The following is a 25,248-nucleotide window of genomic DNA, read 5'->3' as shown; positions in this document are numbered from 1 at the left end:
CTTCTCCTCCCGTTCAGGCCTTCGATGCTCCGCTGAGGAACAGCTGCGACATGGCCGTCGGCTGCACGCCGGCGACGCCTTTCAAGGTCGCCGTCAGATAGTCGTAGAAATAGCCGAACAGGACCGGCGTTTCCTCGAGCAGCAGGCTCTGGATCTTGCCGGCGTCCGCCTTTTGCGCTTCGAGATCGAGGGCGGCGATGTAGCTGGTCGCCAGCGTGTCGTAGTCCTTGTTCTTGAAGTGCGCCGCATTCCAGGTGCCGTCGCTCTTCAGCGGCGCGGCAAGGAACACGTTCGGCACACCACGGTGACCGTAGTCGGTGATGCCCATCACCGAATCCAGCCAGTTCGACTTACCGAATACCGCATCACCATAATAAGCGCCCTGGTCGAGGATGTTGAGTTCGAGATCGATGCCGATCTCCTTGACCCAGTTCTGGATCAGCTGGGCGTATTCGGGGATTTCCAGATAGCGCTCGGTGGTCAGCGTCACCTTGAAGCCGGCGCCGGCGCCCGCCGCTTCCATCAACTGCTTGGCCTGCGCGATATCCTGCTTGCGTTGCGGCACGCTCGCATCGGTCGAGGGGTAGGCGGAAGCGAACGGGCTGTCGTTGCCGGCCACGCCCCGGCCTTTCATCAGGCCGGCCACCAGCTTGTCGCGGTCGAGGCAGAGCGCGATGGCGCGGCGCACGCGCGGATCCTTGAATGGATCGGAATCGCAGCGCATGTGCACCTGCTGATGCGCCACCGATTTCAGGCTGATGATGTCGATGTTCGGATCGCTGAGCAGGCCGACGCCGGCCAGCACCGGCAACTGGTTGATGATGTCGACCTGACCGCCCTGCAGCGCCAGGATCATTGGCTGTGTATCGGCAAAGAAGGTGAACTCGGTGCGGTCCGGCAACGCCTTTTCGCCCCAGTAACCGTCATTGCGGACAAACGACGCGCCAACCTTCGGCGTGTATTTCTCGAGCTTGAACGGCCCGGTGCCGTCGAAGCTCTTTTCGTAGTCACCCTTATAGCTCGCCGGCAGGATCACGGCGTTGTAGTTGTCGGACGACAGCATGTAGGGGAAGTTGCCGTTCGGCGCGTCGAGGTGGAATTCGACCGTGTAGTCGTCGACCTTCTTGGTGGCGCCCTTCTGCAGGATGCCGGTGAACACCGACAGCGCGTTGGACGAGTTGGCCGGGTCGGCGAGCCGGTCGATGCTGGCCACCACGTCGTCCGCCTTCATCTCGCCGCCTGAGTGGAATTTCACGCCCTTGCGCAGCGCGAAGGTCCACACCGTGCCGGTGTCGTTCGGCTTCCAGCTTTCGGCGAGCGACGGCTGCAGCACCAGGTCGGGGCCGTCGACGCAGAGGAATTCGGCGACCTGCTGCAGGACGACGAGGCCACCGGCATCGGCGATGGTCACCGGGTCGATCGCCGCGGCGGGCACGCTGCTGGCCACGCGAATGGTGGCGCCGGCCGCCCCCGCGGCGCGAGCCAGCGACGGCATGGCGCCGAAGCCGGCGGCAGCGCCGATGCGGCCGAGCAGCGGCAGCGACAGGCCGAGCAAGCTGCCGTGGCGAATGAACTCGCGGCGGCTGACCCGGCCGTCGACCAAGCCGTCGATCAGATGGTTTTCGAGCGGCGAGCGGCTGCGCCGGATGAAGTCGAGAATGCGATAATTGTTGCTCATGGGTTTAACCCTTTCCCCTGTGTTTTTGTAACTACGAACGCTCTTTGTGATTGACGAGTACCGTGGATGTTCTCCGTATCCCGGGCGTCAATGAGGTCTGCTGACCGGGACTGTAGCATGCGGTCTTTCCCGGTCCATCCGGTCCTTGCGGCGGAGAGACCGGATTTTCCTGAGGCACTGCTTCCACCCGTTTCGTCCTGCATTCCGGTCGAAATCGCCGCTGCAGGCTTCTGTTTTCTGGTGTTCGTCTCCTGGTGTCCTGTCCTCCTAGTTCAGCGGTAGGCGGCGATAGGTCCTGGGCTTCACCGGATCGTGATATTTGTTGCAGGGCCCGTTCTCGGCAAAGTCGCGGTGGCAGGCGGCGAGGTTCTCGCGCGACAGGCTGACGCCGAGGCCGTGCCCCTCAGGCACCCGCACGACATTGTTTCTCGGCGAGAACGGCCCTTCCTCGACCACGTCCATCGGCAGCATGCGAAACAGCGACTGGTTCGGTTCCCTGATCCAGCCGAGCGCCGCGCACAGATGCAGATAGGCCGCACTGCCGATGCCGCTGTCGCCACTGTAGCACCAGTAGTCGATGCCGGAATGTTCGCAGGCGCCGACGAAGCGCAGCATGCGGCCGATGCCGCCATGCACCGTCGGGTTGCCGACGAAAGCGTCCGGCACCTTGGTCTCCATGGCGCGCGCAATGTCGATGTTGTGGGTCGAAAACGGGATCGAGCAATGGCGGCGCAGCTCGCGCATTTCCTCGATGGTCGCCACCGGGTCTTCCCAGTTGCGCACGCCGAGCTCTTCGAGCGGCCGCGCCAGCCGCCGCGCTGTCGCCAGCGAATAGGCCTGGTTGGAATCGATGCGGATCATCGCATCGTCGCCGAGCTTTTGGCGAACCAGCTCGACCATCCGGAGCGAGATTTTTGGGTCCTGCGTCGAGAACTTGCCTTCGAAGAACGTCGTCCCGTAGGTCTCGTGCAGTTCGACGCAATAATCGGCAACTTGCTCCGGCGTTGTCTCGCCTTTGACCTTTGGTCCGTCACCGCGCAGCGAGAAATAATCGGTGAACGGGATGTCCTTGCGCACCGCGCCGCCGAGCAGCTGGTAGAGCGGCTGCTTCCATGCCTTGCCGCGTAGATCCCAAAGCGCCATCTCGATGGCGCCGAAGGCCATGATGCGGGTTCGATCGTTGATCGACTGCACGCCGGTCCAGTAGGGCAGGCAGACTTCTTCGGCGCCGGCGATGTCGAAAGCGTCGCGGCCAACCAGCCGTGCCGCCAGCACATCGTTGATGATCGCTGCCGCGGCCGGCGTCGGCGCCTCGCCGAGACCGACCAGCCCGTCCTCCGTTTCCACCTCGACGATGGTCGGCGAGAAGCCGTCGAGTTCGCCGAACACCCATGCGTAGGGCGCTTCGAGCCGCAGGTTGATTGGGGTGGCATGGATGCGGCGGATTTTCATCTCAGCCGCCGATTTCGAAGAAGGGCTTGCCCAGCAGGTCGGGCAAAACATCGATGCCGAGGCCCGGACCGTCCGGAATGCCCATGCGGCTGCCGGTGACCGGCGGCTTGTTCGAGGCGGTGCGCACCGTCACCCATTCGTGGAAGGCGATGGCGTGCAGCCGGCGTTCCTCGGGCGTTGACAGCGACAGATGCGCCATCGCGGCGGTGTCGATCTCGGCGCCGCCGGTGTCCTCCACCGTGATCATGAAGCCGAGGTCGACGGCAACGTCGCGAATGTGCCGGGTCTTGCTGACGCCGCCCAGCCGCGAGATCTTCAGCGTCAATCCGTCGGCCGCACCCAGGCGATGGATTTCCAGCATCGCCTCGAGCGACGTCACGGATTCGTCGAGCACCATCGGCTTGTCGAGCATGCGGCGCACCGACATGTTCTCATCGATCGTCGTGCAGGGCTGTTCGAACGTGTAGTCGATGGCGCGCGTGGCGTCGGCGAACTGGCGCGCCTGATAGGGCGTCCAGCCGGCATTGGCGTCGCAGAAGATGACGGTGCCCTTCGGCACCGAAGCGGCGACGGCGGTGACGCGCTCGATGTCGTCGTGGACATTGCCGCCAACCTTGACCTGCAGCCGGTGAAAGCCCTGGGCGACGATGCGCTTGGCGAGTGCCGCCATGGCGTCGACGCTGCCATGGGTGACGACCTTGTAGAGCTCCGCCGTCTCGCTCTCGCGTCCGCCGAGCAGCGTCACCAGCGGCACATCGGCGGCGCGCGCCGCCAGATCCCAGCACGCCATGTCGAGCGCCGACTTGATGTAGGGATGGCCCTTGAACACCGTGTCCATCAGCCGGCCGATGCTGGCCAGCCCGCGCGGGTCGTGGCCGATCAGATGCGGCGCGATTTCGACGACGCCCGCGCGCGTGCCGGCAGGGAAGGCGGCGGAGTAAAAGTTGCCGAGTGGCGCCATCTCGCCCCAGCCGGTGACGCCGCTGTCGGAGGTGATGGCGACGATCACCGCGTCGAAGGCATCAGCCTCGCGCCCTTTGGACATGCGGTAGGGTCCGTCCACGAACGGCTGCACGACATGGTAGGCTTTTATGGTCTTGATCTGCACGCTGTCTGTCCGTTGTCTATTGTGTCGGAGTGGGGCTGCCGGACTGACGGCGCTTAGCCGCCGTCCGGCCGCCTGTGCGCCGGGCCGGCACGATCGGCTCCGCCGCCCTTGGACGTCCGCTGTTCGAGGCCGCGCGCATAGGCGATCAGTTCTTCGTAATCGAGGCCGATGTGCTCCCTGGCGTGGCGCTGGGCCGCGCGCATGTCCGTGCCCTTCAGCAAGCGCACATAGGTCTCATGCACGTCTTCCGCCGGCACCGGCTCGTTGCGGGCATGCTGGTGGAGCGCGAAATACATCTGCAGCCGGCTGGTCAGCCGCTGCCAGGTCTCGAGCAGCACCGAATTGTCGGCCCACTCATAGATCAGCCCGTGCAATTGCAGCGCCGTTTCGATCTGCCTCGTGGTGTCGAGATCGCGCGTCGCCTGCTTCACCGCCTCGTGGCGCCGGTCGATCTCGTCGAAGAAGCGCTGGTCGCGCAGCGGCCAGGTCTGCTCGATGGCGAATTCGTCCATCACCTTGTTGAACGAATAGGCGTCGTCGATGTCCTTGGCCGTGACGTCGATGACGAAGGTTCCGGCATAGGGGATGCTGGTCAGGATGCCTTCCTGCACCAGCTCGCGCATCGCCTCACGCAGCGGCGCTCGGCTGACCCGCATCTGTTCGGAAATCCTGAGTTCGTTGAGCTTCTGCCCGGGTTCCAGCTGGCCGGTCAGGATCGCGCGCCTGAGCAGCGCCACGATCTCGGCCCTGCGTGTCGTATCCGCGATCGGACTGAAATCCAGCTTCGCCATTCGGCCACTCCAGATGGAACCGAAAGCAAGACAAGCAGATTGTCGACAATCTAACAAGAGGGCGTTTTCGGGATTCTGACTTTTTAGATTGGCGGACGCACCCGAGACCGTTTCGAAATTCGCTCTGGCGAGTCATATGGTGGTGGTTTCGAGAACCGGAGCGCAGCGGACATTGGTCCGTGAGCACCGGAAGCGCAGAAACCGCCATCAGATGGCCGCCAGAGTAGAATTTCCAAGCGGTCTCTCAGGCCGCCCGGCCGTAGAAGCCAACCCGCTCCTCGCTGCTGAACATCACACCCGGCTTCTCGTAGTAGGAGAACACCGCGATCATCCGTTCGCGCTCGCCTTCGACGGTGGTGACGCGATGCGCGGTGTTCTTGCCGCGAAAGACGTTGAGCGTGCCCGCCTTCATGCGCAGGATTTTTGCCTCGGGGTCGCGCCCTTCGAGCAGTTTCGCGACACCGTCATAGTTGGGATTGTCGTTCGAGCGGAGATCTGTGCGGTATTCGAGATCGCCGCCACCCTCGGCCGCCTGCAACAGCAGCGTGGTGGTGAATTCCGAACGGTCGAAGTGCCAGTTCAGCGCTTCGCCGGAGCGGTAGCCCATGACATTGGTGCGGGCCAGCGGGTCCTGCATGACATGCAGCTTGGTCTTGCCCATCGCCGCCGCCAGGAAGCGCAGCAGCGGTTCGTATTCGTAGATGGCGAGCACGACGCTGCCGGGGATCTGGTCGGCGCACACCGTATGGCTGACGGTCTCGACCTTGCGCAGCGCCGGATGGTCGGGCGCCAGCTCGGGAATGTCGGGCTTGAAGTAGATGTTATGCATGCGCTTGTGCACATGCGAGCGCGTGTCCATGACCGGCTGGATTTCCCCGACCGCCTTTTCGGCGATGCCGGGCCGCAGAAAACCTTCGAGGTTGAACATGCCGTCGGTTGCCAACGCCGCTCTGGAGGTTTCCAGAAGGTGTTTCCATTCGGCGCTGCCTTCGCGGTCGAGCGGGTAGCCCTGATGGAACGGTTGCCACCGCTGAACGCGATCAAGGCCTTTGAGGTCGCGGCGCGTGCCGGCAGCTTCACGCTGGCGGCCACCGAACTCGGCGTTTCCTCAGCCGCGGTCAGCCAGCAGATCCGCAATCTCGAGACCTGGTTCGGCAAGCAGCTTTTCGTGCGCACCGGCAACCGCATCGCGCTGACCGATGCCGGCCACGCGATCTACCCGCAGACGGCGCGTGCTTTGGGCGACATCGCGGCGATCGGCCAGCGCATGCTGGAAGGGACTTTGAGAACGCGCCTTGTCGTCAGCGTGCCGTTTTCGCTGGCCGAACTGTGGCTGGCGCCAAGACTGGCCGTGCTGCTCGAAGCCTTTCCGCACATGGCGATCGACGTCCGCGTCGAGGATGACCCGGTCGACATTGCGCGCCAGAACATCGATCTGCGCATCTCCTATGGCGACTATCACTATCCTGGCTTGAAACTCGTCCGTCTCGTCCATGACGATGTCCTGCCGGTGTGTTCGCCGGAGTTCTGGCGCCGGCATGGCGGCGACGCGTCCGGCCTGGCGGACCTGCACGAGAGCCTGTTCATCCACACCAACTGGGGCCCGAACTACGCCACGCATCCGAGCTGGGCCGACTGGTTCGCGGCCTCGGGCAGCAGCCGTTCACCCGATCCTTCGCATGGGCGGCGTGTCGGCCTGTCCAGCCTGGCGATATCAGCGGCAAGGCTGGGTCTCGGCATAGCGCTCGGCCAGCGGGTCATGGCGCGTGCCGATCTGGAGGCCGGGCGCCTTATCGCGCTCTCACCTGTGTCGGTGCGTCTCGGCCATCCCTATTGCGCCTTCATGCCTGCGGCCAAGGCTGATCGCGCCGATGTCGCCGGGCTCGTCGCACTCCTTAGCAAAACGGCGCCCTCGGCGTGGGAACCGAGGGCGCCACGCGACCAGATCTGATGGGGGTTATCAGCTGGCCGGTTTCTCCTGAGGCAATGGCGAGATCGGCATTCCGGGTCCGATCTTCTGCAGATTGCCTGTGATCACCTGGTCGCCTTCGGCCACGCCGCTCAGGATTGCCACCTGATCGCCGTTGATCGGGCCGAGCGAAACGATGCGCTGGTCGACCGTATTGCCCTTGCCGACGACGTAGAGATACTTGCCGAGCTGGCTCGAGCCCAGCGCCGTCTGCGGCACCATCAGCGCATCGGGCTGCTGCCTGATGTGCAGCCTGACCCGAACATATTGGCCCGGCAGCAGCGTGAACTTGCCATTGCCGATCGTCGCCCGCGCCGTGATGGTCCCGGTCGAGGGATCGATCGTATTGTCGATGAAGGTGAGCTCGCCCTTCTGGCGCGCTTCGGTGTCGCCGGGCAGCAGGATGTCGACGTCGATCGGCCCCGCGGCGCGCGCTTCCTCGATCTGCGCCAGATCGGTTTCGCTCGGATTGAAGGTGACGTAGATCGGGTCGAGCTGCACCAGCGTGTTGAGCACGGTGCCTGCGACGCTGACCAGCGTGCCGACAGACGCCTGGTTGCGGCCGATGCGGCCGGCGAACGGCGCCTTGATTTCAGCATAGCTCAGATTGAGCTCGGCCGTCCGCACCGCTGCCTGGTTGACGGCCAGCGACGCCTCCGCCTCGCGCAACGTGCTGGTGCGCTGGTCGAACGCGTCCTTGGCGATGTAGCCGCTCTTGGCGAGCTCGCTGCCGCGGCCGAGATTGGAACGGGCATAATCGAGTGTCGCCGTGTCGCGCTGCACCTGCGCCTTCGCCTGGTCGAGAGCAGCCTGGAAATCCTGCGGGGCAATCCTGTAGAGGAGGTCGCCTTGCCTGACGTCGACACCGTCGGCGGCAGCCTGCTCCTGCAGATAGCCCGGCACGCGCGCCTGCAGCGTGATGCTGCGGATAGGCTCGGTGCGGGCGGCGTAGTCGAGGTAGATCGGGATCGTCTTCTTGACGACGCTGACCACCGGCACCGGCATGACAAACGCCGCCGGAGCCGGCGTCGCAGCTGCCGTGCCGGCGTTGAGGCTGAGATTGCCCATGTCGAGCCAATGAACGCTCGCCACCGAGATCGCCCCCAGGGCGACAGCCGCGCCCAACGCGATTTTCCATTTACGCATGATCAGTCTCCAATCCTATTCAGCCGCTTGCGCCAGGGGCGCAAAAACGGGTTCGGCAGTTGGTTCAGTTGGTTCAAAAACGGCTTCGTCGTCGCCGCGGCGCTCGCGCAGCTGTTCGATCACCGCATAGAAGACCGGCACGAACACCAGCGAGAGAATGGTCGCCGCGACCATGCCGCCAAAGACGGTGGTGCCGATCGATTGACGGCTTGCGGCACCGGCGCCCGTGGCGAACATCAACGGCAACACGCCGAGGATGAAGGCGAAGGCGGTCATCAGGATCGGCCGCAGCCGCAGGCGTGCCGCTTCCATCGCGGCGTCGACAATGCTTAGGCCTTCCTCGCGTCGGCGCCGGGCAAACTCGACGATCAGGATGGCGTTCTTGGCCGCCAGCCCGATCAGCATGACGAAGCCGATCTGCGAGTAGACGTCGATCTGCATGCCGCGTACCCAGAGCACGGCGAAGGCGCCGAACAGGGCCAGCGGCACCGCCAGCAGCACCATGAATGGCATCGCCCAGCTCTCGTACTGCGCGGCGAGGATCAGGAAGACGAAGACGATGGCGAGGCCGAAGACGACGGACGCAATCGAGCCGGCCTTGAGTTCCTGATAGGTAATGCCGGTCCACTCGTAGCCGAAATCTCGCGGCAGCGCCGTCGCCGCCGCGCGTTCCATCGCCGCCACCGCCTGGCCCGAGGAGAAGCCTGGTGCGGCGCCGCCATTGATCAGCGCCGACGCATTGTTGTTGTAATGCGGCACGGTTTCTGGACCGACGATCGGCACCAGCTTGCCGAGCGTGCTCAGCGGCACCATGCCGCCCGACGCATTGCGCACATAGAGCCGCGAAATGTCGGCCGCACCGGCGCGTGCATCCTTGTCGGCCTGCATCGTCACCCGGAAGGTGCGGCCGAACAGGTTGAAGTCGTTGACATAGAGCGAGCCGAGATAGATCTGCAGCGTGTTGAACACATCCGGCAGGTTGAGGCCGAGCAGCTTGGCCTTGTTGCGGTCGAGCTCGTAGTTGAACTGCGGCGTCGAGGTCGAGAACGACGAGAACAGCTGTTGCGGGTTGAGCTCCGGCTGTTTGCGCGCTTCGGCAAGCACGGCCTGCGTCGCATCGTTGAGCGCAATGGCGCCGCGGCCGGTCAGATCCTCCACCTGGAATTCGAAGCCGCCGGTGGTGCCGATGCCGGGGATCGACGGCGGATCGAAACTCAGCGCAAAGGCTTCCGGTATCTGCAACAGCTTCATGCGCACGTCGGCGACGAGTTTTGAGGCGCTCTGGTCCGGTCCGCGTTCATCCCATGGCTTGAGGATGGCGAACTCGACCGCCGAGTTCGACTGCGCGGCGCTGGTCAGGAAGTTCAGGCCTGAGATCGAGCCGACGATATCGACGCCGGGCGTTGACTGCAGGATGTCGCGCGCCTTCTTCGCCACCGCGTCGGTGCGCTCGAGTGCTGCACCATCGGGCAACTGGATGACGACGAAGAAATAGCCCTGGTCCTCGACCGGAAGGAAGGTCGAAGGCAGGCGCTGCCAGACGAAATAGGTGGCGACCAGTCCGGCCGCGAACAGGCCGAGCATGATCCAGCGCAGACGGATGAGGATGCGCACGCCGTGCGCATAGGCATGCGACAGCCGGTCGAAGCCCGTGTTGAACCAGCGGAACAACACGAACTGCGTCTCGCCGCGATGGCGCAGGAAGGCGGCGCTGAGTGCCGGGCTCAATGTCAATGAATTGAAGGCGGAAATGCCGACGGAAATCGCCACCGTCAACGCGAACTGATTGTAGAGCCGACCGGACACGCCGGGAATGAAGGCAACCGGCACGAACACCGCCATCAGCACGGCGGTGGTGGCGATGATCGGACCGGTGACTTCTGCCATCGCCGCCTTTGTCGCGGCCAGCGGCTTGAGGCCGGCCTCGAGTTGTCGTTCTACGTTTTCGACCACGACGATGGCGTCGTCGACGACAAGGCCGATGGCCAGCACCATGCCGAGCAGGCTGAGCATGTTGAGCGAGAAGCCGAGCATCTCCATGACCACCAGCGTCGCGATCAGCGACACCGGAATGGCGATGGTCGGGATGATCGTGGTGCGCCAGCTTTGCAGGAAGATGAACACCACGGCGACAACCAGGATCAGCGCCTCGCCGAGCGTGATCAGCACGTCATGCATCGAGGCCGAGACGAAGCGCGTCGTGTCGTAGTGCATGGCGTAGCTGACGCCCTTGGGGAAGCGGCCCGACAGCTCCTGCATCTTGTCTTTGACGCGCTGCTGTAGATCGAGCGCGTTGGAACCCGGCATCTGATAGACGGCGAGCACTACCGTCGGATCCTTGCCGAAGAAGGCCGACGACGAATATTGCAGCGCGCCGAGTTCGATGCGGGCGACGTCGCGCAGCCGCACCAGCGAGCCGGAAGCGGCATTGGCGCGCACGATGATGTCGCCGAATTCCTTCGGGTCGCTCAACCGGCCGACCGCGTTGACCTGCATTTCGAAGGCAGTGCCGGCCGGAGCCGGCGACTGGCCGATCTTGCCGGCCGCCACCTGGACGTTCTGCTCGGCGATGGCGTTCTGCACGTCGACAGCGGTGATGCCGAGATTGGCGAGCTTGTCGGGGTCGAGCCAGATGCGCATCGAGTAGCGCCGCTCGCCGAAGATCTGCACATCGCCGACGCCGGGCAGGCGCTTCAGCGGATCGACGACTTGCAGGTAGGCGAGATTGCTCAGCGCCACCGGATCGACGGAGCCGTCCGGCGAGGTCAGGTCGACGATCAGCACGAAGTTCGGGTTCTGCTTCTTGATCGTCACGCCGCCCTGGTTGACGATGGCCGGCAGCGAGGACGCCGCCTGCGACACCCGGTTCTGGACGTCGACGGCGGCAGTGCTCAAGGAGTAGCCGACGTCGAAGGTGATGGTGATCGTCGACGAGCCGTCATTGGAGCTCGACGACGACATGTAAGTCATGCCCTGGACGCCGTTGATCTGCTGTTCGAGCGGCGTCGTGACGGTGTCGGCCACGACTTGCGCGCTGGCGCCGGGATAGTGGGCGCTGACCACGACCTGGGGCGGGGTGATGTCGGGAAACTGCGAGACGGGCAGCAGGAAATAGCAAATCGTCCCGGCAAGCACCATGATGATGGCGATCGCCGAGGCGAAGATCGGACGGTGGATGAAGAAGTTCACCATGAGACGCACGCCTCGCCAAATGCCTTGGCTTCACCAAATGCCCTGGCAACCCGCGACAGACGCCGGCTGCGCCCCAAGCCGGGGTCCGTCAGAAAACCCGACGGCGCCTTGCGGCTCAGGCCCTGCTCATCGGCCAGTGACCGCAGCATCGCTTCAAACGAATGCGGGTCGACGCGGTCCGCCTTCATCACCAGCCGGATCATCGGATCCCGGATGGCTTCATCGATCGTCAGATCCTTGCGCTGCAACATTGGAGCGGCTCCTTGGCTTGCGATTCGCATCGGATGATCGCGAACCGTTTTTTTCGTTCTCACCGGCCGAGGCCGCATGACTTGCAGTGTTCCTGCCCTATTTCGTCCCGGCAGGCCCTGCGGCGATACTGTCGTTGACGGGAGGCAATATGGGTGTTACCAGTAAGTAACATTCATGACGTTACAGACCGGTAACACCCTAGTCAAGAGGCGTGCCGGATTTTTAGGGAGACAAGGAGACTTCGATGACAGACGGCACTTCGGAACGCGTTCGCCCCCGGGATCGAATCCTGGAGACGGCGCAGGACATGTTTCACAAGCATGGCATCAAGGGCGTCGGCGTCGACGCCATCACCGAAGCCGCCGGCACCAACAAGATGACGCTGTATCGTCATTTCGAGTCCAAGGACGATCTGATCATCGAGTGCCTGCGCGCCACCGCATCCAAGGCCGGCGCGATGTGGGATGCATTTGAGGCTCAGCATCCTGGCGACAAGCTCGCGCAGTTGCACGCCTGGGTTGGCAAGGCCGCCGACATGCTCCGGGCCGACGGCCGCGGCTGCGACATGGCCAATGCCGCCGTCGAGTTGAGCGAAACCGACCATCCGGCCAGACGCGTGATCAAGGAGCTTAAGGAAGCCCAGCGCGATCGCCTTGTGACGCTGTGTCGGGATGCCGGCATCGGTCAGGCGGAGCTGCTTGCCGATACCTTGTCGTTGCTGCTTGAAGGCGCCCGCGTCAGCCAGCAAAGCGTCGGCGCGGAAGGCCCCAGCGCTCAGTTCGTGCGCATGGCGGAAGGGCTCATCGCCTCTTTCAGGGGCGCCGCGGCAAGATAAGTTGCCGCCAAAGGTTCCGCCTTCGCGGCGCAACCCGCCTCTCTTTGCTGCTGAACTGCAGGCCATAAAGAAAAAGCCCGCTGCCGGGAGGAGGTGGCAGCGGGCTCGATTTCGAATGAGACGCGGGAGGAGGTGCGCCGCATTCAGCGTCGGCATCGCATCTGGGAGGAGTAGATGGCCGACACCCAGATATCTACCGATTGCTTAATGATTCGGCAACCATAAAAGTTGCATAGCTGGTGTGCAGAATTGCGACATCTACCCCGACTTGTCGTACAAATCCCGAGAAAGCGGCCAGCCGCTAATTCACTGCACCGGCACGTTTTCCTTGAAGATCAGCCGCGGCTCGATGAATTTCTTGGTCAAATAGGGCGCCGATGAGGCGATCGAGCCGAGCAGGCGGATGACCGACTGCTCGGCGATCAGCCGTGCATTCTGGTCGATGACGACATCGAGCAGGTCGTCGACGAGGTAGCCGCGGGTTTCCTTGGTCAGATCGTGACAGATGAACACCGGTTTCTTCTGCGGCTTGGCTTCGCGCAGCGCTTTCGCCACGCCCGAGCGCCCGGCGCCGACGCAATAGATGCCGAGCAGTTCGGGCTCGTTGTGCAGCGCCTTCATCGTCGCCGTGTAGCTGCCCTCCGGTTCGTCGTTGATCTCTACCGCACTGGTGATTGTCAGGTTGGGAAACTCTTCGCTCAGCACCGAGCGAAAGCCCATTTCGCGCTCCTCGTGTCCGCGATAGGAGCGAGAACCGACGACCATCGCCAGATGGCCGGTGCGCCCCGTCAGGAAGCGCCCCATCAGCAATGCCGCGGTGCGCCCCGCCACCCGGTTGTCGATACCGACATAGGCCGAGCGCGGTGCTGCCGGAACGTCGGACACCAGCGTGACGAGGCGTATGCCGGCGTCGACGATCTCACGCAGGATGTTGCGGGTTCTTGGGTGGTCGACCGCAATGACGCCGACGCCATTGGCCTTGAGCGAGAGGTTTTCGACGGCCGCCTGTAAGGCACTTGGCGAAATGCCGGCGAGATTGTGGATGCGGCAGGATGCGACCAGCGGCAGGCGCGCGGCGTAGTCCTCGATATGCCCGGCCAGATCGATCATGAAGGCGTTCGAGCCGATCGGCAGGAAGAATTCGAGATGCGCCGGCCGCGAGGGCAGCGTCACCTGGTCGACGACAGGCAGATAGCCGAGCTGCTTGGCCGCCTCCATCACCCGTTGCCGGTTGGCGGCACTGGCGCCGGGCCGGTTGTTGAGCACCCGGTCGACGGTCGCGGTCGACAGCCCGCAGCTCCTGGCGATATCGGAAACGGTGGCTTTCATGGTCACAGTCATAGAGCATGATCCCGAAAAGTGGGAACCGGTTCTCGGAAAAGATCATGCTCCACAAAGAGTTAGAGCTGACGCGATCCCGTGCCAGACGGCGATGGATGGTGCTCAGCCCGGCCGATGCGTGTCCTCGGCGAGAGCCGCGCGGATTTCCTTGTCGGACATGCCGGTGATGATCCGTTCGACCTCGGCGACATTGGTCTTCTTCGGGTCGATGTCGTCGGCGACCACCTTGCCCCGGCGCATGACGACGATGCGGTCGACCACCTGAAAGACGTGATGGATGTTGTGAGCGATGAAGATGCAGGAATGGCCGGAATCGCGGGCGCTGCGCACGAAGCTGAGCACGCCTTGCGTCTCGGCGACGCCGAGATTGTTGGTCGGCTCGTCGAGGATGATGAGGTCGCTGTCGAAATGCATGGCGCGCGCGATCGCCACCGCCTGCCGCTCGCCGCCCGACAGCGAGCCGATCGGCGTCGTCGGCGGGATGTTCTTCGAAATGCCGACCTGCTTGAGCAGGTCGCGGGCAACCACGTTCATCGCCTCCTGGTCCATCCGGTTGAGGAAACGCGGTGGCTTGATCGGTTCGCGCCCGAGGAACAGATTGCGCGCAATCGACAGTTGCGTGACCAGCGCCGAATCCTGGTAGATCGTCTCGATGCCATGGGCGATGGCGTCGCTGGTGCTGCGCAGGTTCACCTTCTTGCCGCGGATGAAGATGTCGCCGCTTGTGAGCGGCACCGCCCCCGACAGCACCTTGATCAGCGTCGACTTACCGGCGCCATTATCGCCGAGCAGCCCGACGATCTCCCTTTCGTTGACATGGAAATTGGCGTCCTCGAGCGCCTGCACGCGCCCGTAGGATTTGCGGATGTTTTCCATGCGGATAAGCGGTTCAGCCATGGTTCAAGTCCCTGCCTGATGCCGGCGTTCCAGCCATGAATGCAGCGCCATCATGCCGAGGATGATGGCGCCGATGAAGATGTTGTAGGCAAGGCCGGGCACGCCGATCAGCACGATGCCGTTGCGCATCACGCGCAGGATCAGGATGCCGAGCACGGTGCCGATGATGGTGCCGCGTCCGCCAGTCAGCGCCGTGCCGCCGATCACCACCATGGCGATGACTTCGAGCTCGTAGCCGGTGCCGCTGTTGGGGTTGGCTGCCGAGGTGCGCAGCGAAGAAATGACGCCGGCGAACGAGGCCATCAGCGACGACAGCACGAACAGGCCGATCTTGACGCCGCTGACATTGACGCCGCGCGCCCTGGCAGCACTGGGGTTGCCACCGGCGGCCTGGATCCAGTTGCCGGTCCGGCTCTGCGTCAGCACGTAGCCGAGCGCTATTGCGGCGGCGATGAACCAGAACAGCGACATGTAGATGCGGAACGGACCGATGAAGAAATCGCCGACCAGCACTTCTGCGAGCCAACTGCCCTCGGCGCTCCAGGTCCGCTGCGGAAATCCGTCGGTGACGAACAAGGCGGTGCCGCGCACCACCAGAAGCATGCCGAGCGTGACCAGGAAGGACGGAATCTTGAGCTGCGTCACGAACCAGCCATTGATCAGCCCGATGAAGGCGGCGACCAGCAACGCAACGACGAAGCCGACCTCCAGCGAGGTGAGGCCGCTGTTGAAAAGGGTCCACATCAACACCGGCGAGAAACCGAACAGCGAGCCGACCGAAAGGTCGAATTCGCCCGATGTCATCAGCAGCGTCATCGCCAGCGCAATCAGGCCGAGCTCGACGGTGAAGGCCAGTATGTTGGAGATGTTCTGTGGCGATAGGAAGTCATGGTTGAAACTCCAGAACACGGCGAGCTCGATGACCAGCAGCACGAAAGGCCCGAATTCCGGCCTCGCGATCAGGCGTTGAATGAGCGAACGATTTTCCAATTGGGACCCGCGACACATGATGGGGAGTTGGCTGAGATCTGCACATCGTCTGCGCAGGCTCGGCGGAAGGGACAAGACAGCCGCGACCGCGGATACGGTCGCGACTGTTGGGTCTCCGATTTTACTTGCCGGACAGGATGTTGTCGTAGACCTGCGCGGTGTCCTTTTCGTAGAGCGCGCCGGTGATGACATTGAAGCCCGGAGGAATGCCGGCAGAAGCCATGGCGGCGAGCGAAAGCGCCACGTAGCTGGTCGCCTGCGGATCCTGCCACTGCCCGGCATTGACGTAGCCGTTCAGCACTTCCTGGGTGGTGTCGAGCGAGTTGCCCCAGCCGACGACAGGGATTTCGCCCGGCTTGATGCCGACCTGGTCGAACACCCGCTTGATCGAGCCGGTCACCAGATCGCCGAGGCCGATGATGGCCTTGACCTTGGCCTTGTTGGCGGTGAGGTAGTCGACCATGCGGTTGATCACTTCGGCCTGGTCGAGTGTGGCTTCGGTGATTTCATAAGTGATGCCGAGCGGTTCGAAGACGCTCTTGATGCCTTCTTCTTCCTGGACGCCATAGGTGGCGCCGGGCACTTCGACCGGCATCCAGACGAAGTCGCCTTTCTTCACCAGGCCCTTGTCGACCAGATATTGCGCCCAGTGCTTGCCGAAGGTTGTGTTGTCGCCGCCGACATAGGCGTTGAAGCTCGCCTTCGGATCCGGCGTGTTGAAGTTGATGATCGGAATCTTGGCGGTGTTGGCTTCCTTGGCGATCTCGACCAGGCTGCCCGGATCGGGGCTGGTGGTGACGATGCCGTCGGCCTTTGCGGATATCGCCGCACGCACAGCCTCCTGCTGCGAAGCCACGTCGCCATTGTGGAACGAGGTGTTGACGGTGTTGCCGGTATCCTTCGCCCATTGCTTGGCGCCGGCGAGGAAGTAAGTCCACACCGGGTCGGCCGGGCCGCCATGCGAAATCCAGTAGAAGGTCTTGGCCTGCGCCGCTGCCGGAATGGCCAGCGCCACAATCAGGCCAAGCACAAGTAATCGTAGCCTCGTCAGCATTTGCTTTCCTCCCATTTTGAAATGACCTCCCGCATCCGACGTTTGATCACGGCAAAGCCCTGATCGCATTTTCTTGCCAGCGCCGATCTGGATGCAGCAGAGCATTCCCTTTTTCGACGGTTGGCAAGCCTCCATCGATCAATGGAAGTCAACGCAATCGCAGGCGCCATCAGCAGGCCCATCAGATTGCATCAGTTCGGGTGATATTTTGTGTGAGGTTGGAGGCGGCCGGCCTCAGCTGCGCGCGCCGTTCTGCCTGCGCTCAGCGCGCCAGCCGCGCCATGTCCTGCCCAGCCGGTCGACCGCCAGCGCCAGCACCAGCAGCGCGCCGACGGCGAAGCTGGTCCATGTGGCATCGATGCCGAGCAGAGCGATCCCGCTCAGCACCGCCTGGATGACCAGCATGCCCATGGCGGCGCCGATGACGCTGCCGTGGCCGCCCGACAGCCTCGTGCCGCCAAGCAGCGCCGCGGCGATCGCCAGCAGCGCAAAGCCGTTGCCGTCGGCCGGCGAAATCGAGCCCTGCGCGCCGAGATGGACGACGCCGGCGAGCCCCGCAACCGCGCCCATCAGCGCCAGCGCCGTCAGCCGGACCTTGCCGGTCGCGATGCCGGCATGGGCGGCGACTTCCAGATTGCTGCCAGTCGCCTGTACCCGGTAGCCGAAGCGGGTCCGCTGCAGCACCACCTGCAACGCAAGCGCCAGCAGGACAAAGATCACGACCGTCGCCGGCACGATCCCGAAGGCCTTGCCGGAGAGCGTCGCAAAGAGGCTGCTGTCTCCCGCCGGTGGGGCAATCGCCTGTCCCTTGCCGAGGACCAGCGACAGCCCGTCGATCATCCACCAGGTGCCGAGCGTCACAATGAGCACTGGGACACGCAGTGCCAGCGCGAGCAGCCCGTTGACGAGGCCGATGCCGGCGCCGAGCGCGACGCCGGCCACAGCGGACAGCCAGGGATCGACGCCAGCTCTCATCAGCAGCGCGGCAAGCAGCGCCGTGATGTGGAACACGGCAGCCACCGACAGGTCGATCCCGCGAACGGCGAGCACGAACACCATGCCGATCGCGAGCAGGCCGGGCAGGGCGGCCTGCTCCAGCAGCGCGACGAGACTGGCGGGCTCAAGGAAGGGGCGGTGCAGCAGGCCGAGCAAACCGATGAGCACGGCCAGCGTAATGACGACGCCGGTCTCGGTCGGCAGGCGAAAGCTTCGCCTTGGTTTGGGCGCGGCCGACCCCGCCAGCCGCGGGACGGTGACAGTTTCGGTCATGCCGCATCCCTCCGGCCTGTGGTCGCCTGCTCGGCCGGCGCGGCTTTCTCGTCGCCGGTGATCAGCCTGCGAACGGCAACCGCATCCATATCCGCGCCCGCCACCTCGCCGGCAAGCCGGCCGCGATGAAAGGCAAGCACGCGGTCGCAAAGCCCGGCCAGTTCGGACATCTCGGTCGAGTGCATGAGCACGATGCAGCCGCTCGCCGCCATCTGGCGGATCAGGCCGTAGATCTCCTGCTTGCTGGAAATGTCGATGCCGCGCGCGGGATCGCCGAGCAGCACCACCTGCGGCCCGATCTCCAGCCACCTGGCGACGGCCACCTTCTGCCGGCCGCCGGCCGACAGCGTGCCGGCAAGTTCATCGGGACTGCTACGGACACGCAGCGCCTCGATCTGCCGCGCCGCGCGCTCGGTTGCCGCCGCCGGCGAATACCAGCGCGGCCCCCAGTCGCGCGCGCCGACAACCACGCTGGAGAGGTTGAAGGCGATGGACCGGTCGGGCATCAGACCGTCGCCGCCCTGGTTCGAGATCAGGCAGATGCTGCGGCGCGCCGCTTCGGTCTGGTTCTTCGGCAGGCCGTCGCCATCGGGAAAACGCACCTTGCCCTTGCGCGCCTTGCGCTGGCCGAACAGCATGGCAAGCAGATCCGACACGCCGGAGCCGGCGAGCCCGGCAAGGCCGACGATCTCGCCGGCACGGGCGCTGAAGTCGGTACCGGCAAGCCGGCCACCGCTCAAGCCTGTCACGGCAAGCTGCGGCCGCAGCGTGCCGGCGATGGTCGACAATGAGCGCAACGGCACCGGGAACAGCGCGTGGCGCAACCGGCCGATCATGGTTTCCTCGGATGCCGTCAACTCCTGCCGCGCCTTCGACAGCACGTCGCGGCCGTTGCGCATCACCGTCAGTTCGTCGGCAAGGCCAAGCGCTTCCTCCAGCCGGTTCGACACATAGAGCATGGTCATGCCCCTGGCCTTCAGCCCGTTGAGCACCGAAAACAGCCGCTCGCTCTGGCGTCGGTCGAGCGTCTCGGTCGGCTCGTCGAGCAGGAGCAGCCTCGGGTTTTCCAGAAGCGCCCGGGCGATGTTTACGAGCTGGCGTTCCGCCGCATCGAGTTCGCCCAGCGGGGCGCGGACATCGACGGAAAGGCCGAGCTGGCGAAGCAGGTCGAAGCTGCGCGCCGCCATCTCGCGGCGGGAGACAAGGCCGCTGCGCAGCGGCTCCCGGTTGACGAAGAGATTGGCGAGCACGGGGCGGTCGGGAAAAAGCGCCGACTGCTGCAGCACCACGCCGATGCCGTGCTTGCGAGCGGCAGTCGGACTGTCGAGGGCCACCTTCTGGCCGTTCATCTCGATCGTGCCGCTGTCCGGCCTCAAGATGCCGGCCAGGAGCTTTACCAGGGTCGATTTGCCGGCGCCGCTTTCGCCGACAATGGCGTGGATGGTGCCGCGCCTGGCGGCAAGGCTCATGTCTTCGAGTACGGTGGTGCCGCCAAAGCGTTTGGCGACGTTGCGTACCAAGACCAGCGGCGTATCTGACATATGAACGGCCCCCCGACCGCGCGGCGATCTTGGAGTGATTTGCGTCCGCAGTCACCGGGGTACAACATAAAATTGTGTTGATTGCCGCCGGTTCTTCGCCGCCGCTAGAGGAGGTCGGCCCGGGCGAGGTCGCGCATGAGATGACTGGCGCCATAGGTCCAGTGCGGGCAGTCGGGCGACAGCCGTACGCGGTTGACCAGCGCACCGAATTTCTCGGACGAAATGGTGACGATGTCGCCGACCTTGTGGGTAAAACCCTTGCCCTTTTCGCCGCGATCCTTGGATGGCACGAACATGGTGCCGAGATAGAGCGCCAGCCCGTCGGGATATTGGTGATGCGGCCCCATGGCGGCGGCAACCAGCTCTTCCGGCGAGCGGCTGATCTCGGCCATCGAGCTTGCGCCCTCCAGCGAAAACCCGTCCTCGCCCTCGACCTTCAGGCGCACGATAGCCTGCTTGACGTCGTTGATCGAGAACGTGTCGTCGAACAGCCGGATGAACGGTCCGAGCGAGGCCGAGGCATTGTTGTCCTTGGCCTTGCCGAGCAACAGCGCGGAGCGCCCTTCGACGTCGCGCAGATTGACGTCGTTGCCGATCGTGGCGCCGACGATCCTGCCGCTGCTGGCGGCGATCATGGCGATCTCCGGCTCCGGATTGTTCCAGGTGGAAACCGGATGCAGGCCGACATCGGCGCCGAAGCCGACCGAGGCCATCGGCTGGCATTTGGTGAAGATCTCGGCATCCGGGCCGATGCCGACTTCCAGATATTGCGACCAGGCGCCGCGCGCGATGAGCTTGGCCTTGATCTCCATCGCTTCCGGCGAGCCGGGTTTCAGCTTCGACAGGTCGTGGCCGATCAGCCCGGCAATGTCGGCACGAATGGCATCTGCCTTCTCCGCCGAGCCGCGCGCCTGCTCCTCGATGACGCGTTCGAGCAGGCTGACGACGAAGGTGACGCCCGATGCCTTGACCGCCTGCAGGTCGACCGGGGAGAGCAGATAGGGTTTTGCCGGATCGCGCGCTGCCGCAAAACTGTTGGCGGCGATCGCCTCGAGCGAACCGACCGGTTTGCCCTTGGCCGAGCGGACATGCCCGGCCGGATCCGCCAGCTCGCAGACGTCGCGTACGGTGGGTGCTGCGCTCGACGTGATGTCGAAGACCGTGCCGTCTCGCACCGTGATCACGAGCGGATGCGAGGCATCGCTGGCCCTGGCGCGGCCGACGAAAAGGCCCTCGGTAGGCAGATGCGTCGGGTTCGTCATGGCTTGGAATCCTCTGAGAGATGGAAAAAGGTGAGCTTGGCCGGATCGGCGGCGGCACTTTCAACAAATTCCCGGCAAAGGTCTACCCGTCCTGACGATCGAAATACGCCGTGTTTTTTCGACTGCATTTCGCTTCACCGGACGCGCTTCGATTGCAATCAGCCGACGCTAGGTCGAAAACGCTCTTTCAAAATAATGAAATCGTCACTAGGATTTTCATTTCACGAAGCGCATTTCAGGTGATCCCTTGCCCATGCCGTTTTCCGATCCGATCTGGCAGAAGCCGCAAACTGCAGCCAAGTTCCAGTCGTTTTTCCCCGGCGGCCAGACTGCCGATGTCGTCATTGTCGGCGGCGGCATCCAGGGCCTGTCGACGGCCTTGCATGCTGCCCGTCTCGGCATGTCCGTGCAGGTGCTGGACGCCGGCGAGATCGGCCAGGGCGCGTCCGGCCTGAATGGCGGCCAGGTCATCCCCGGTCTCAAATACGATCCGGAATGGTTGCTGCAGAATTTTGGTCCCGAACGCGGCGAGGCGCTGGTCGATTTCGCCGCCTCGACGGCCGACGCCGTCTTCGATTTGATCCGCGACGAGAAGCTCGCTGTGCCCTTCGTTCGCAACGGCTGGATCCAGGCCGCGCACACCGAAACGGCGCTGAAGGCTGCCGCCAACAGGGACCGGCAATGGCGGGCGCGCGGCGCCGATGTCCGGCTTTTGAGCGCGGCGGAGATCGCAGCCAAGACCGGCGCAAATGGCTATCTCGGCGGCTGGCTCGACCGTCGCGCCGGTGTCATCGATCCGCTCGCCTATGTCTCGGAATTGGCCCGGGTCGCCACGGCGGCGGGCGTGAAGATCGCCGAACGCCAAAAGGTGGTGCGGCTTGGCAAGAGCGCTGGTCTCTGGCGTATCTCGACCGAAAACGGCACGGCATTGCAGGCCAAGGCGGTAGTTCTGGCGACCAATGCCTATACCGGCGGTCTCGTCCGAGGTTTGGCCCAGACGATCGTTCCGCTGCATTCCTTCCAGATCGCCACCGCGCCGCTGTCGTCCAATCTGGCGGCCACCATTCTGCCGGAAGGGCAAGCGGTGTCGGACTCGCGCCGCATCCTCGTCTACTATCGCAAGAGCGCCGACGGCCGGCTGGTGCTTGGCGGCCGTGGCCGCATGGCGCTGCCGACCAGCCCGACCGACTGGGTGCATCTCGAGCGCGCCTTGCGGCGGCTCTATCCGGCATTGGCCGACGTCGCCATCGAGAAGCGGTGGTTCGGCCGGGTGGCGATGACGCCGGACCATCTCCCGCACATCCACGAGCCCGAGCCGGGCCTGTTGGCCGTGGTCGGCTGCCAGGGTCGTGGCCTTGGGCTGATGACCGCACTTGGCGCGCGCGTGGCCCTCTACCTCCACACCGGCGATGCCAGGCAATTGCCGTTCCCCATTTCGCCGATCCGGCCGATCCCGTTCCACGCCTTCCGGCAGGTCGGCGTTGCCGCGACGATCGCCTGGTACCGCATGCTGGATGCGTTCGAGCGCTGATTTCAGGTCGGAGCAGGAATCAGCTTGACAGTTTCACGAATATGAAAAAAGCTTAGGTAATTTCAGAATACCGATGGACAGTCCGATGTCGACCATCGTTGCAGCAGAAGCGCCGGCAGCATCCCGATCCTCTTCGGGGTTCCGCTTCGCCATGCTGGTGCCGGGCGCGCTGGTCACCTTCCTGCTGATCCTGTTTGCGCTTGGCCTCGTGCTTTTCCTGGCCTTCCGCAACAATGACGGTTCGCTGCTCGGCGCCGGTTTCACTTTGGCCAATTTCGTCACCGTGATGTCCGATCCGCTCTACTGGACGGTGACGCTGCGCTCGCTGACCATTGCCGGCCTGGTGACGCTGGCAACCGTCGTCACCGCCTATCCCGTCGCCTATTATCTCGCCTTCCATGCCGGGCGCCGCCGCGGCCTGCTGCTGTTTCTGGTGACCTTGCCATTCTGGACCAGCTACCTTCTGCGTGTCTTCGCCTGGAAGATCGTGCTTGCCTATAATGGCGTGCTGAACTCGGCGCTGATCGAAAGCGGCATCTGGTCCGAGCCGACCTTGGCGTTCCTCAACACGCCGGCAGCCGTCGTCGTCACGCTTGCGCACGCCTATGCGCCCTTCGCCATCCTGCCCATCTATGTCGCGCTGGAGACGATCCCGAAATCGCTTCTCGAAGCCGCCTCCGATCTTGGCGCAAAACCGTTCACCAGCTTCCGCCGCGTCGTGTTGCCGAATTCGATGCCGGGCGTGCTGGCGGCCGCGCTCGTCGTCTTCGTGCCGACGGTCGGGGACTATGTGACCCCGGCGCTGGTTGGCGGCCCCGCCAGCACCATGATCGGCACACTGATCCAGGCCGAGTTCGGCAAGGCCAATGACTGGCCGTTCGGCGCCGCACTCTCGGTCGCCGTCATGCTGGTCATCCTCTGCGTGGTGCTGGTCGTGCGCTTCGCCGACCGCAGATTTGGCAGCCGCACATGAGCGCGGCGCGCACAGAATCTGGCGGCCGCTGGCTCGGCGCCTATGTGCTTGTCTATCTGGTCTTTCTCTATCTGCCGGTGTCGCTGATCCCGCTGTTTTCCTTCAACGATTCGATCCAGGCGGCGTTTCCTCTGCAAGGGTTTACGCTTGCATGGTATGCGACGCTGTTCGGCAACTCGACACTGTCCGGCGCGCTCGTCAACAGCCTTATCATTGGCACAATAGCCGCCACCGGCGCCACGCTCTGCGGCATCACCGTGTCCTACATGGATCTCTATGGCCGCTCGCCGCTTGCCGCCACCATCAGCACCATCGCCCGACTGCCGATCCTGATCCCCGGCGTCATCGTCGGCATATCACTGCTGATCCTGGTCAACCTGCTCGGCTTCGGCCCGTCGCGTATTGCCATCGTGCTCGGCCACATACTGGTGGCGCTGCCGACGACGGTGGTGGTCATGCGCAGCCGCTTTGCCGTCATTCCCAAGACCATCCGCGAGGCAGCGCTTGATCTCGGCGCCTCCGACTGGACGACGTTCAGGCGGGTCATGCTGCCGCTCAGCCTGCCGGCCATCATCTCGGCCTTCATGCTGGCGTTCCTGACCTCCTTCGACGAATTCATCGTCGCCTTCTTTCTTGCCGGCACCGAGCCGACGCTGCCGCTCTACATCTGGAGCCAGCTGCGCTTCCCGAAATCGCTGCCGACCGTCATGGCGCTGGGCACCGCGATCCTCGCCGTGTCCTTCATCATAGCTGGTATCGCTGAATTCCTGCGCCATCGCGGGCTCACCGCCGCTCAGCGGCCGGCGCCCGCCAATCCGTCCAAACCAGAAGAAACCAAAAGAGGAGAACTGCAATGGCATTCGACCTGAAATCGATAACCGGAAACAAAGCCCGCGCCGGACTGGCCGCCTTGGCACTGGCACTGTCGTCGACCGTCGCGTTTGCCGGCGACAAGCTGCAATATTTCACCTGGTCGGGCTATGAACTGCCCGACTTCAACAAGAGCTTCCTCGCCGCGCATCCCGATGGCGTCGAGGCCTCGATGTTCGGCGACGACGATGATGCCTTCACCAAGGTCAAGGCCGGCTTCCGCCCTGACATCGCGCATCCCTGCTACGACAAGGTGGCGCGCTGGAACAAGGAAGGCCTGCTGCAGCCGATCGACACCAAGCGCATCAAGAACTGGGATTCGATCTTCCCCGTCTTCAAGAACCTTCCTGACATTCAGGCCGGCGACGGCAAGGTCTGGATGGTGCCGTGGGACTGGGGCAACACCTCGATCCTCTACCGCACCGATCTGGTGAAGAACCCGGAGGCCAGCTGGAACCTGCTTTGGGACAAGCAGTATGCCGGCCGCATGGCGACCATCGACGCCGTGCATGACACACCGGTGGTGGCGGCCCTTCTTGCCGGCGTCAATCCGTTCGACATGACGCCGGAGCAAATGGACAAGGTGGCGGAGAAGCTGCGCGAACAGCGCCCGCTGCTCTCCAACTACACCACCGACATGACCTCGGTGGAACAGGCGCTGGCCAGCGGCCAGCTGGTCGCCGCCATGACCTGGAACGCCTCGGCCACCTCGCTGAAGAAGCAGGGCGTGCCGGTCGAGTTCATGAAGCCGAAGGAAGGCATGCTGACCTGGTCCTGCGGCTTCGTCATGCTCAAGGACGCCAAGAACGTCGACCTCGCCTATGACTTCATCAACAGCCGGCTGGAAACGGATTCCGGAAAATACCTGATCGAGGCCTACGGCTATGGCAGCTCGACCAGCTCGGCCTTCGCTGCGGTGCCGAAGGAGGAGTTGGAAAAATTGCAGCTGCCGTCGGATCCGGAAGTGATGCTGAAGACCACCGTCTTCACCGGGCCGATGAAACAGAATGACGATCTGGCGAAGATGTTCGAGAAGGTGAAGGCGGGCGGCTGAGTTTCAGCCGTATTGGAGGACCAAGTGCCTACGTTTGCGCCGC

22 protein-coding genes are annotated in these 25,248 nt (G+C 64.0%); 6 read left to right on the top strand and 16 right to left on the bottom strand.

Features of this window, described 5'->3' with window-relative positions; translation table 11 throughout:
• Positions 1-13: 13 nt before the first annotated feature.
• From AC1DXU_RS11710 to AC1DXU_RS11690, 5 genes are all read right to left on the bottom strand, one after another.
• A complete protein-coding gene (locus tag AC1DXU_RS11710) occupies positions 14-1,678 on the bottom strand; it encodes an ABC transporter substrate-binding protein (RefSeq protein WP_477368342.1) in 1,665 nt (554 codons plus the stop codon).
• 267 nt (positions 1,679-1,945) lie between these two features.
• Positions 1,946-3,130: a mandelate racemase/muconate lactonizing enzyme family protein gene (locus tag AC1DXU_RS11705; protein WP_477368339.1), complete on the bottom strand. Its 1,185-nt coding sequence runs from the start codon at positions 3,128-3,130 to the stop codon at positions 1,946-1,948.
• Between the two features lies 1 nt (position 3,131).
• Positions 3,132-4,238 (bottom strand): mandelate racemase/muconate lactonizing enzyme family protein, encoded by a 1,107-nt coding sequence (locus AC1DXU_RS11700; protein WP_477368336.1) that lies wholly within the window; start codon positions 4,236-4,238, stop codon positions 3,132-3,134.
• Positions 4,239-4,291: 53 nt separating this feature from the next.
• Positions 4,292-5,029: a GntR family transcriptional regulator gene (locus AC1DXU_RS11695; protein ID WP_477368333.1), complete on the bottom strand. Its 738-nt coding sequence runs from the start codon at positions 5,027-5,029 to the stop codon at positions 4,292-4,294.
• Positions 5,030-5,273: 244 nt separating this feature from the next.
• Positions 5,274-5,993 carry a HalD/BesD family halogenase gene (locus tag AC1DXU_RS11690; RefSeq protein WP_477368947.1) on the bottom strand — a complete coding sequence of 240 codons (720 nt, stop codon included), beginning with the start codon at positions 5,991-5,993 and terminating at the stop codon, positions 5,274-5,276.
• A 3-nt stretch (positions 5,994-5,996) separates the two neighbouring features.
• Between AC1DXU_RS11690 and AC1DXU_RS11685 the strand changes: the two genes are divergently transcribed.
• On the top strand, positions 5,997-6,980 hold the full coding sequence (locus tag AC1DXU_RS11685; protein WP_477368331.1) for a LysR substrate-binding domain-containing protein: 984 nt from the start codon (positions 5,997-5,999) through the stop codon (positions 6,978-6,980).
• Between the two features lie 9 nt (positions 6,981-6,989).
• On the opposite strand, the gene AC1DXU_RS11680 is transcribed toward AC1DXU_RS11685, so the two are convergent.
• The 3 genes from AC1DXU_RS11680 to AC1DXU_RS11670 are packed head-to-tail and all read right to left on the bottom strand — an operon-like array spanning position 6,990 to position 11,587.
• Positions 6,990-8,144, bottom strand: a complete 1,155-nt coding sequence (locus AC1DXU_RS11680) for an efflux RND transporter periplasmic adaptor subunit (RefSeq protein ID WP_477368328.1) — start codon at positions 8,142-8,144, stop codon at positions 6,990-6,992.
• 15 nt (positions 8,145-8,159) lie between these two features.
• Positions 8,160-11,336, bottom strand: a complete 3,177-nt coding sequence (locus AC1DXU_RS11675; RefSeq protein ID WP_477368325.1) for an efflux RND transporter permease subunit — start codon at positions 11,334-11,336, stop codon at positions 8,160-8,162.
• Positions 11,330-11,587, bottom strand: coding sequence for a hypothetical protein (locus tag AC1DXU_RS11670; protein WP_477368322.1), 258 nt, complete (start codon positions 11,585-11,587; stop codon positions 11,330-11,332). The genes AC1DXU_RS11675 and AC1DXU_RS11670 overlap by 7 nt, the downstream gene beginning before the upstream one ends.
• Before the next feature lie 245 nt (positions 11,588-11,832).
• Between AC1DXU_RS11670 and AC1DXU_RS11665 the strand changes: the two genes are divergently transcribed.
• Complete coding sequence (locus AC1DXU_RS11665) at positions 11,833-12,423, top strand: TetR/AcrR family transcriptional regulator (protein WP_477368319.1); 591 nt, start codon at positions 11,833-11,835, stop codon at positions 12,421-12,423.
• Positions 12,424-12,729: 306 nt separating this feature from the next.
• On the opposite strand, the gene AC1DXU_RS11660 is transcribed toward AC1DXU_RS11665, so the two are convergent.
• From AC1DXU_RS11660 to AC1DXU_RS11625, 8 genes are all read right to left on the bottom strand, one after another.
• Positions 12,730-13,752 carry a LacI family DNA-binding transcriptional regulator gene (locus tag AC1DXU_RS11660; RefSeq protein WP_477368945.1) on the bottom strand — a complete coding sequence of 341 codons (1,023 nt, stop codon included), beginning with the start codon at positions 13,750-13,752 and terminating at the stop codon, positions 12,730-12,732.
• Positions 13,753-13,866: 114 nt separating this feature from the next.
• Complete coding sequence (locus AC1DXU_RS11655; RefSeq protein ID WP_477368316.1) at positions 13,867-14,661, bottom strand: ATP-binding cassette domain-containing protein; 795 nt, start codon at positions 14,659-14,661, stop codon at positions 13,867-13,869.
• A 3-nt stretch (positions 14,662-14,664) separates the two neighbouring features.
• Positions 14,665-15,651 (bottom strand): ABC transporter permease, encoded by a 987-nt coding sequence (locus tag AC1DXU_RS11650; RefSeq protein ID WP_477368313.1) that lies wholly within the window; start codon positions 15,649-15,651, stop codon positions 14,665-14,667.
• Between the two features lie 121 nt (positions 15,652-15,772).
• Positions 15,773-16,705, bottom strand: coding sequence for a substrate-binding domain-containing protein (locus AC1DXU_RS11645; protein ID WP_477315829.1), 933 nt, complete (start codon positions 16,703-16,705; stop codon positions 15,773-15,775).
• A complete protein-coding gene (locus AC1DXU_RS11640; protein WP_477368310.1) occupies positions 16,699-16,887 on the bottom strand; it encodes a hypothetical protein in 189 nt (62 codons plus the stop codon). The genes AC1DXU_RS11645 and AC1DXU_RS11640 overlap by 7 nt, the downstream gene beginning before the upstream one ends.
• Positions 16,888-16,939: 52 nt before the next feature.
• Positions 16,940-17,974, bottom strand: a complete 1,035-nt coding sequence (locus tag AC1DXU_RS11635) for an ABC transporter permease (protein WP_477368308.1) — start codon at positions 17,972-17,974, stop codon at positions 16,940-16,942.
• Positions 17,971-19,515, bottom strand: coding sequence for a sugar ABC transporter ATP-binding protein (locus AC1DXU_RS11630; protein ID WP_477368304.1), 1,545 nt, complete (start codon positions 19,513-19,515; stop codon positions 17,971-17,973). Before AC1DXU_RS11630 ends, AC1DXU_RS11635 begins: the two co-directional genes overlap by 4 nt.
• Positions 19,516-19,619: 104 nt before the next feature.
• The gene (locus AC1DXU_RS11625; RefSeq protein ID WP_477368301.1) at positions 19,620-20,777 is read right to left on the bottom strand and encodes a fumarylacetoacetate hydrolase family protein; all 1,158 of its coding nucleotides are present in this window, start codon (positions 20,775-20,777) and stop codon (positions 19,620-19,622) included.
• 247 nt (positions 20,778-21,024) lie between these two features.
• Between AC1DXU_RS11625 and AC1DXU_RS11620 the strand changes: the two genes are divergently transcribed.
• From AC1DXU_RS11620 to AC1DXU_RS11605, 4 genes are all read left to right on the top strand, one after another.
• Positions 21,025-22,308, top strand: a complete 1,284-nt coding sequence (locus AC1DXU_RS11620) for an NAD(P)/FAD-dependent oxidoreductase (RefSeq protein ID WP_477368298.1) — start codon at positions 21,025-21,027, stop codon at positions 22,306-22,308.
• An 85-nt stretch (positions 22,309-22,393) separates the two neighbouring features.
• Entirely contained in the window at positions 22,394-23,281 is an 888-nt protein-coding gene (locus AC1DXU_RS11615) for an ABC transporter permease (protein ID WP_477368295.1), read from the top strand.
• Entirely contained in the window at positions 23,278-24,150 is an 873-nt protein-coding gene (locus tag AC1DXU_RS11610) for an ABC transporter permease (RefSeq protein ID WP_477368292.1), read from the top strand. Before AC1DXU_RS11615 ends, AC1DXU_RS11610 begins: the two co-directional genes overlap by 4 nt.
• The gene (locus AC1DXU_RS11605) at positions 24,135-25,205 is read left to right on the top strand and encodes an ABC transporter substrate-binding protein (RefSeq protein WP_477315843.1); all 1,071 of its coding nucleotides are present in this window, start codon (positions 24,135-24,137) and stop codon (positions 25,203-25,205) included. The genes AC1DXU_RS11610 and AC1DXU_RS11605 overlap by 16 nt, the downstream gene beginning before the upstream one ends.
• Positions 25,206-25,248: the final 43 nt, after the last annotated feature.

It is taken from the genome of Mesorhizobium sp. P3_A10, assembly GCF_056403175.1.
Note: the sequence above shows the minus strand (reverse complement) of the source record. Positions and strands in the feature narration are given on the sequence as shown.

Bases quoted from the DNA above. Each gene is read 5' to 3' on its own strand.
- AC1DXU_RS11670 (WP_477368322.1), bottom strand. From the start codon at position 11,587: ATGTTGCAGCGCAAGGATCTGACGATCGATGAAGCCATCCGGGATCCG.
- AC1DXU_RS11665 (WP_477368319.1), top strand. From the start codon at position 11,833: ATGACAGACGGCACTTCGGAACGCGTTCGCCCCCGGGATCGAATCCTG.
- AC1DXU_RS11680 (WP_477368328.1), bottom strand. From the start codon at position 8,144: ATGCGTAAATGGAAAATCGCGTTGGGCGCGGCTGTCGCCCTGGGGGCG.
- AC1DXU_RS11695 (WP_477368333.1), bottom strand. From the start codon at position 5,029: ATGGCGAAGCTGGATTTCAGTCCGATCGCGGATACGACACGCAGGGCC.
- AC1DXU_RS11625 (WP_477368301.1), bottom strand. From the start codon at position 20,777: ATGACGAACCCGACGCATCTGCCTACCGAGGGCCTTTTCGTCGGCCGC.
- AC1DXU_RS11710 (WP_477368342.1), bottom strand. From the start codon at position 1,678: ATGAGCAACAATTATCGCATTCTCGACTTCATCCGGCGCAGCCGCTCG.
- AC1DXU_RS11645 (WP_477315829.1), bottom strand. From the start codon at position 16,705: ATGCTGACGAGGCTACGATTACTTGTGCTTGGCCTGATTGTGGCGCTG.
- AC1DXU_RS11630 (WP_477368304.1), bottom strand. From the start codon at position 19,515: ATGTCAGATACGCCGCTGGTCTTGGTACGCAACGTCGCCAAACGCTTT.
- AC1DXU_RS11605 (WP_477315843.1), top strand. From the start codon at position 24,135: ATGGCATTCGACCTGAAATCGATAACCGGAAACAAAGCCCGCGCCGGA.
- AC1DXU_RS11675 (WP_477368325.1), bottom strand. From the start codon at position 11,336: ATGGTGAACTTCTTCATCCACCGTCCGATCTTCGCCTCGGCGATCGCC.
- AC1DXU_RS11660 (WP_477368945.1), bottom strand. From the start codon at position 13,752: ATGAAAGCCACCGTTTCCGATATCGCCAGGAGCTGCGGGCTGTCGACC.
- AC1DXU_RS11615 (WP_477368295.1), top strand. From the start codon at position 22,394: ATGTCGACCATCGTTGCAGCAGAAGCGCCGGCAGCATCCCGATCCTCT.
- AC1DXU_RS11655 (WP_477368316.1), bottom strand. From the start codon at position 14,661: ATGGCTGAACCGCTTATCCGCATGGAAAACATCCGCAAATCCTACGGG.
- AC1DXU_RS11610 (WP_477368292.1), top strand. From the start codon at position 23,278: ATGAGCGCGGCGCGCACAGAATCTGGCGGCCGCTGGCTCGGCGCCTAT.
- AC1DXU_RS11635 (WP_477368308.1), bottom strand. From the start codon at position 17,974: ATGACCGAAACTGTCACCGTCCCGCGGCTGGCGGGGTCGGCCGCGCCC.
- AC1DXU_RS11640 (WP_477368310.1), bottom strand. From the start codon at position 16,887: ATGGGCCTGCTGATGGCGCCTGCGATTGCGTTGACTTCCATTGATCGA.
- AC1DXU_RS11705 (WP_477368339.1), bottom strand. From the start codon at position 3,130: ATGAAAATCCGCCGCATCCATGCCACCCCAATCAACCTGCGGCTCGAA.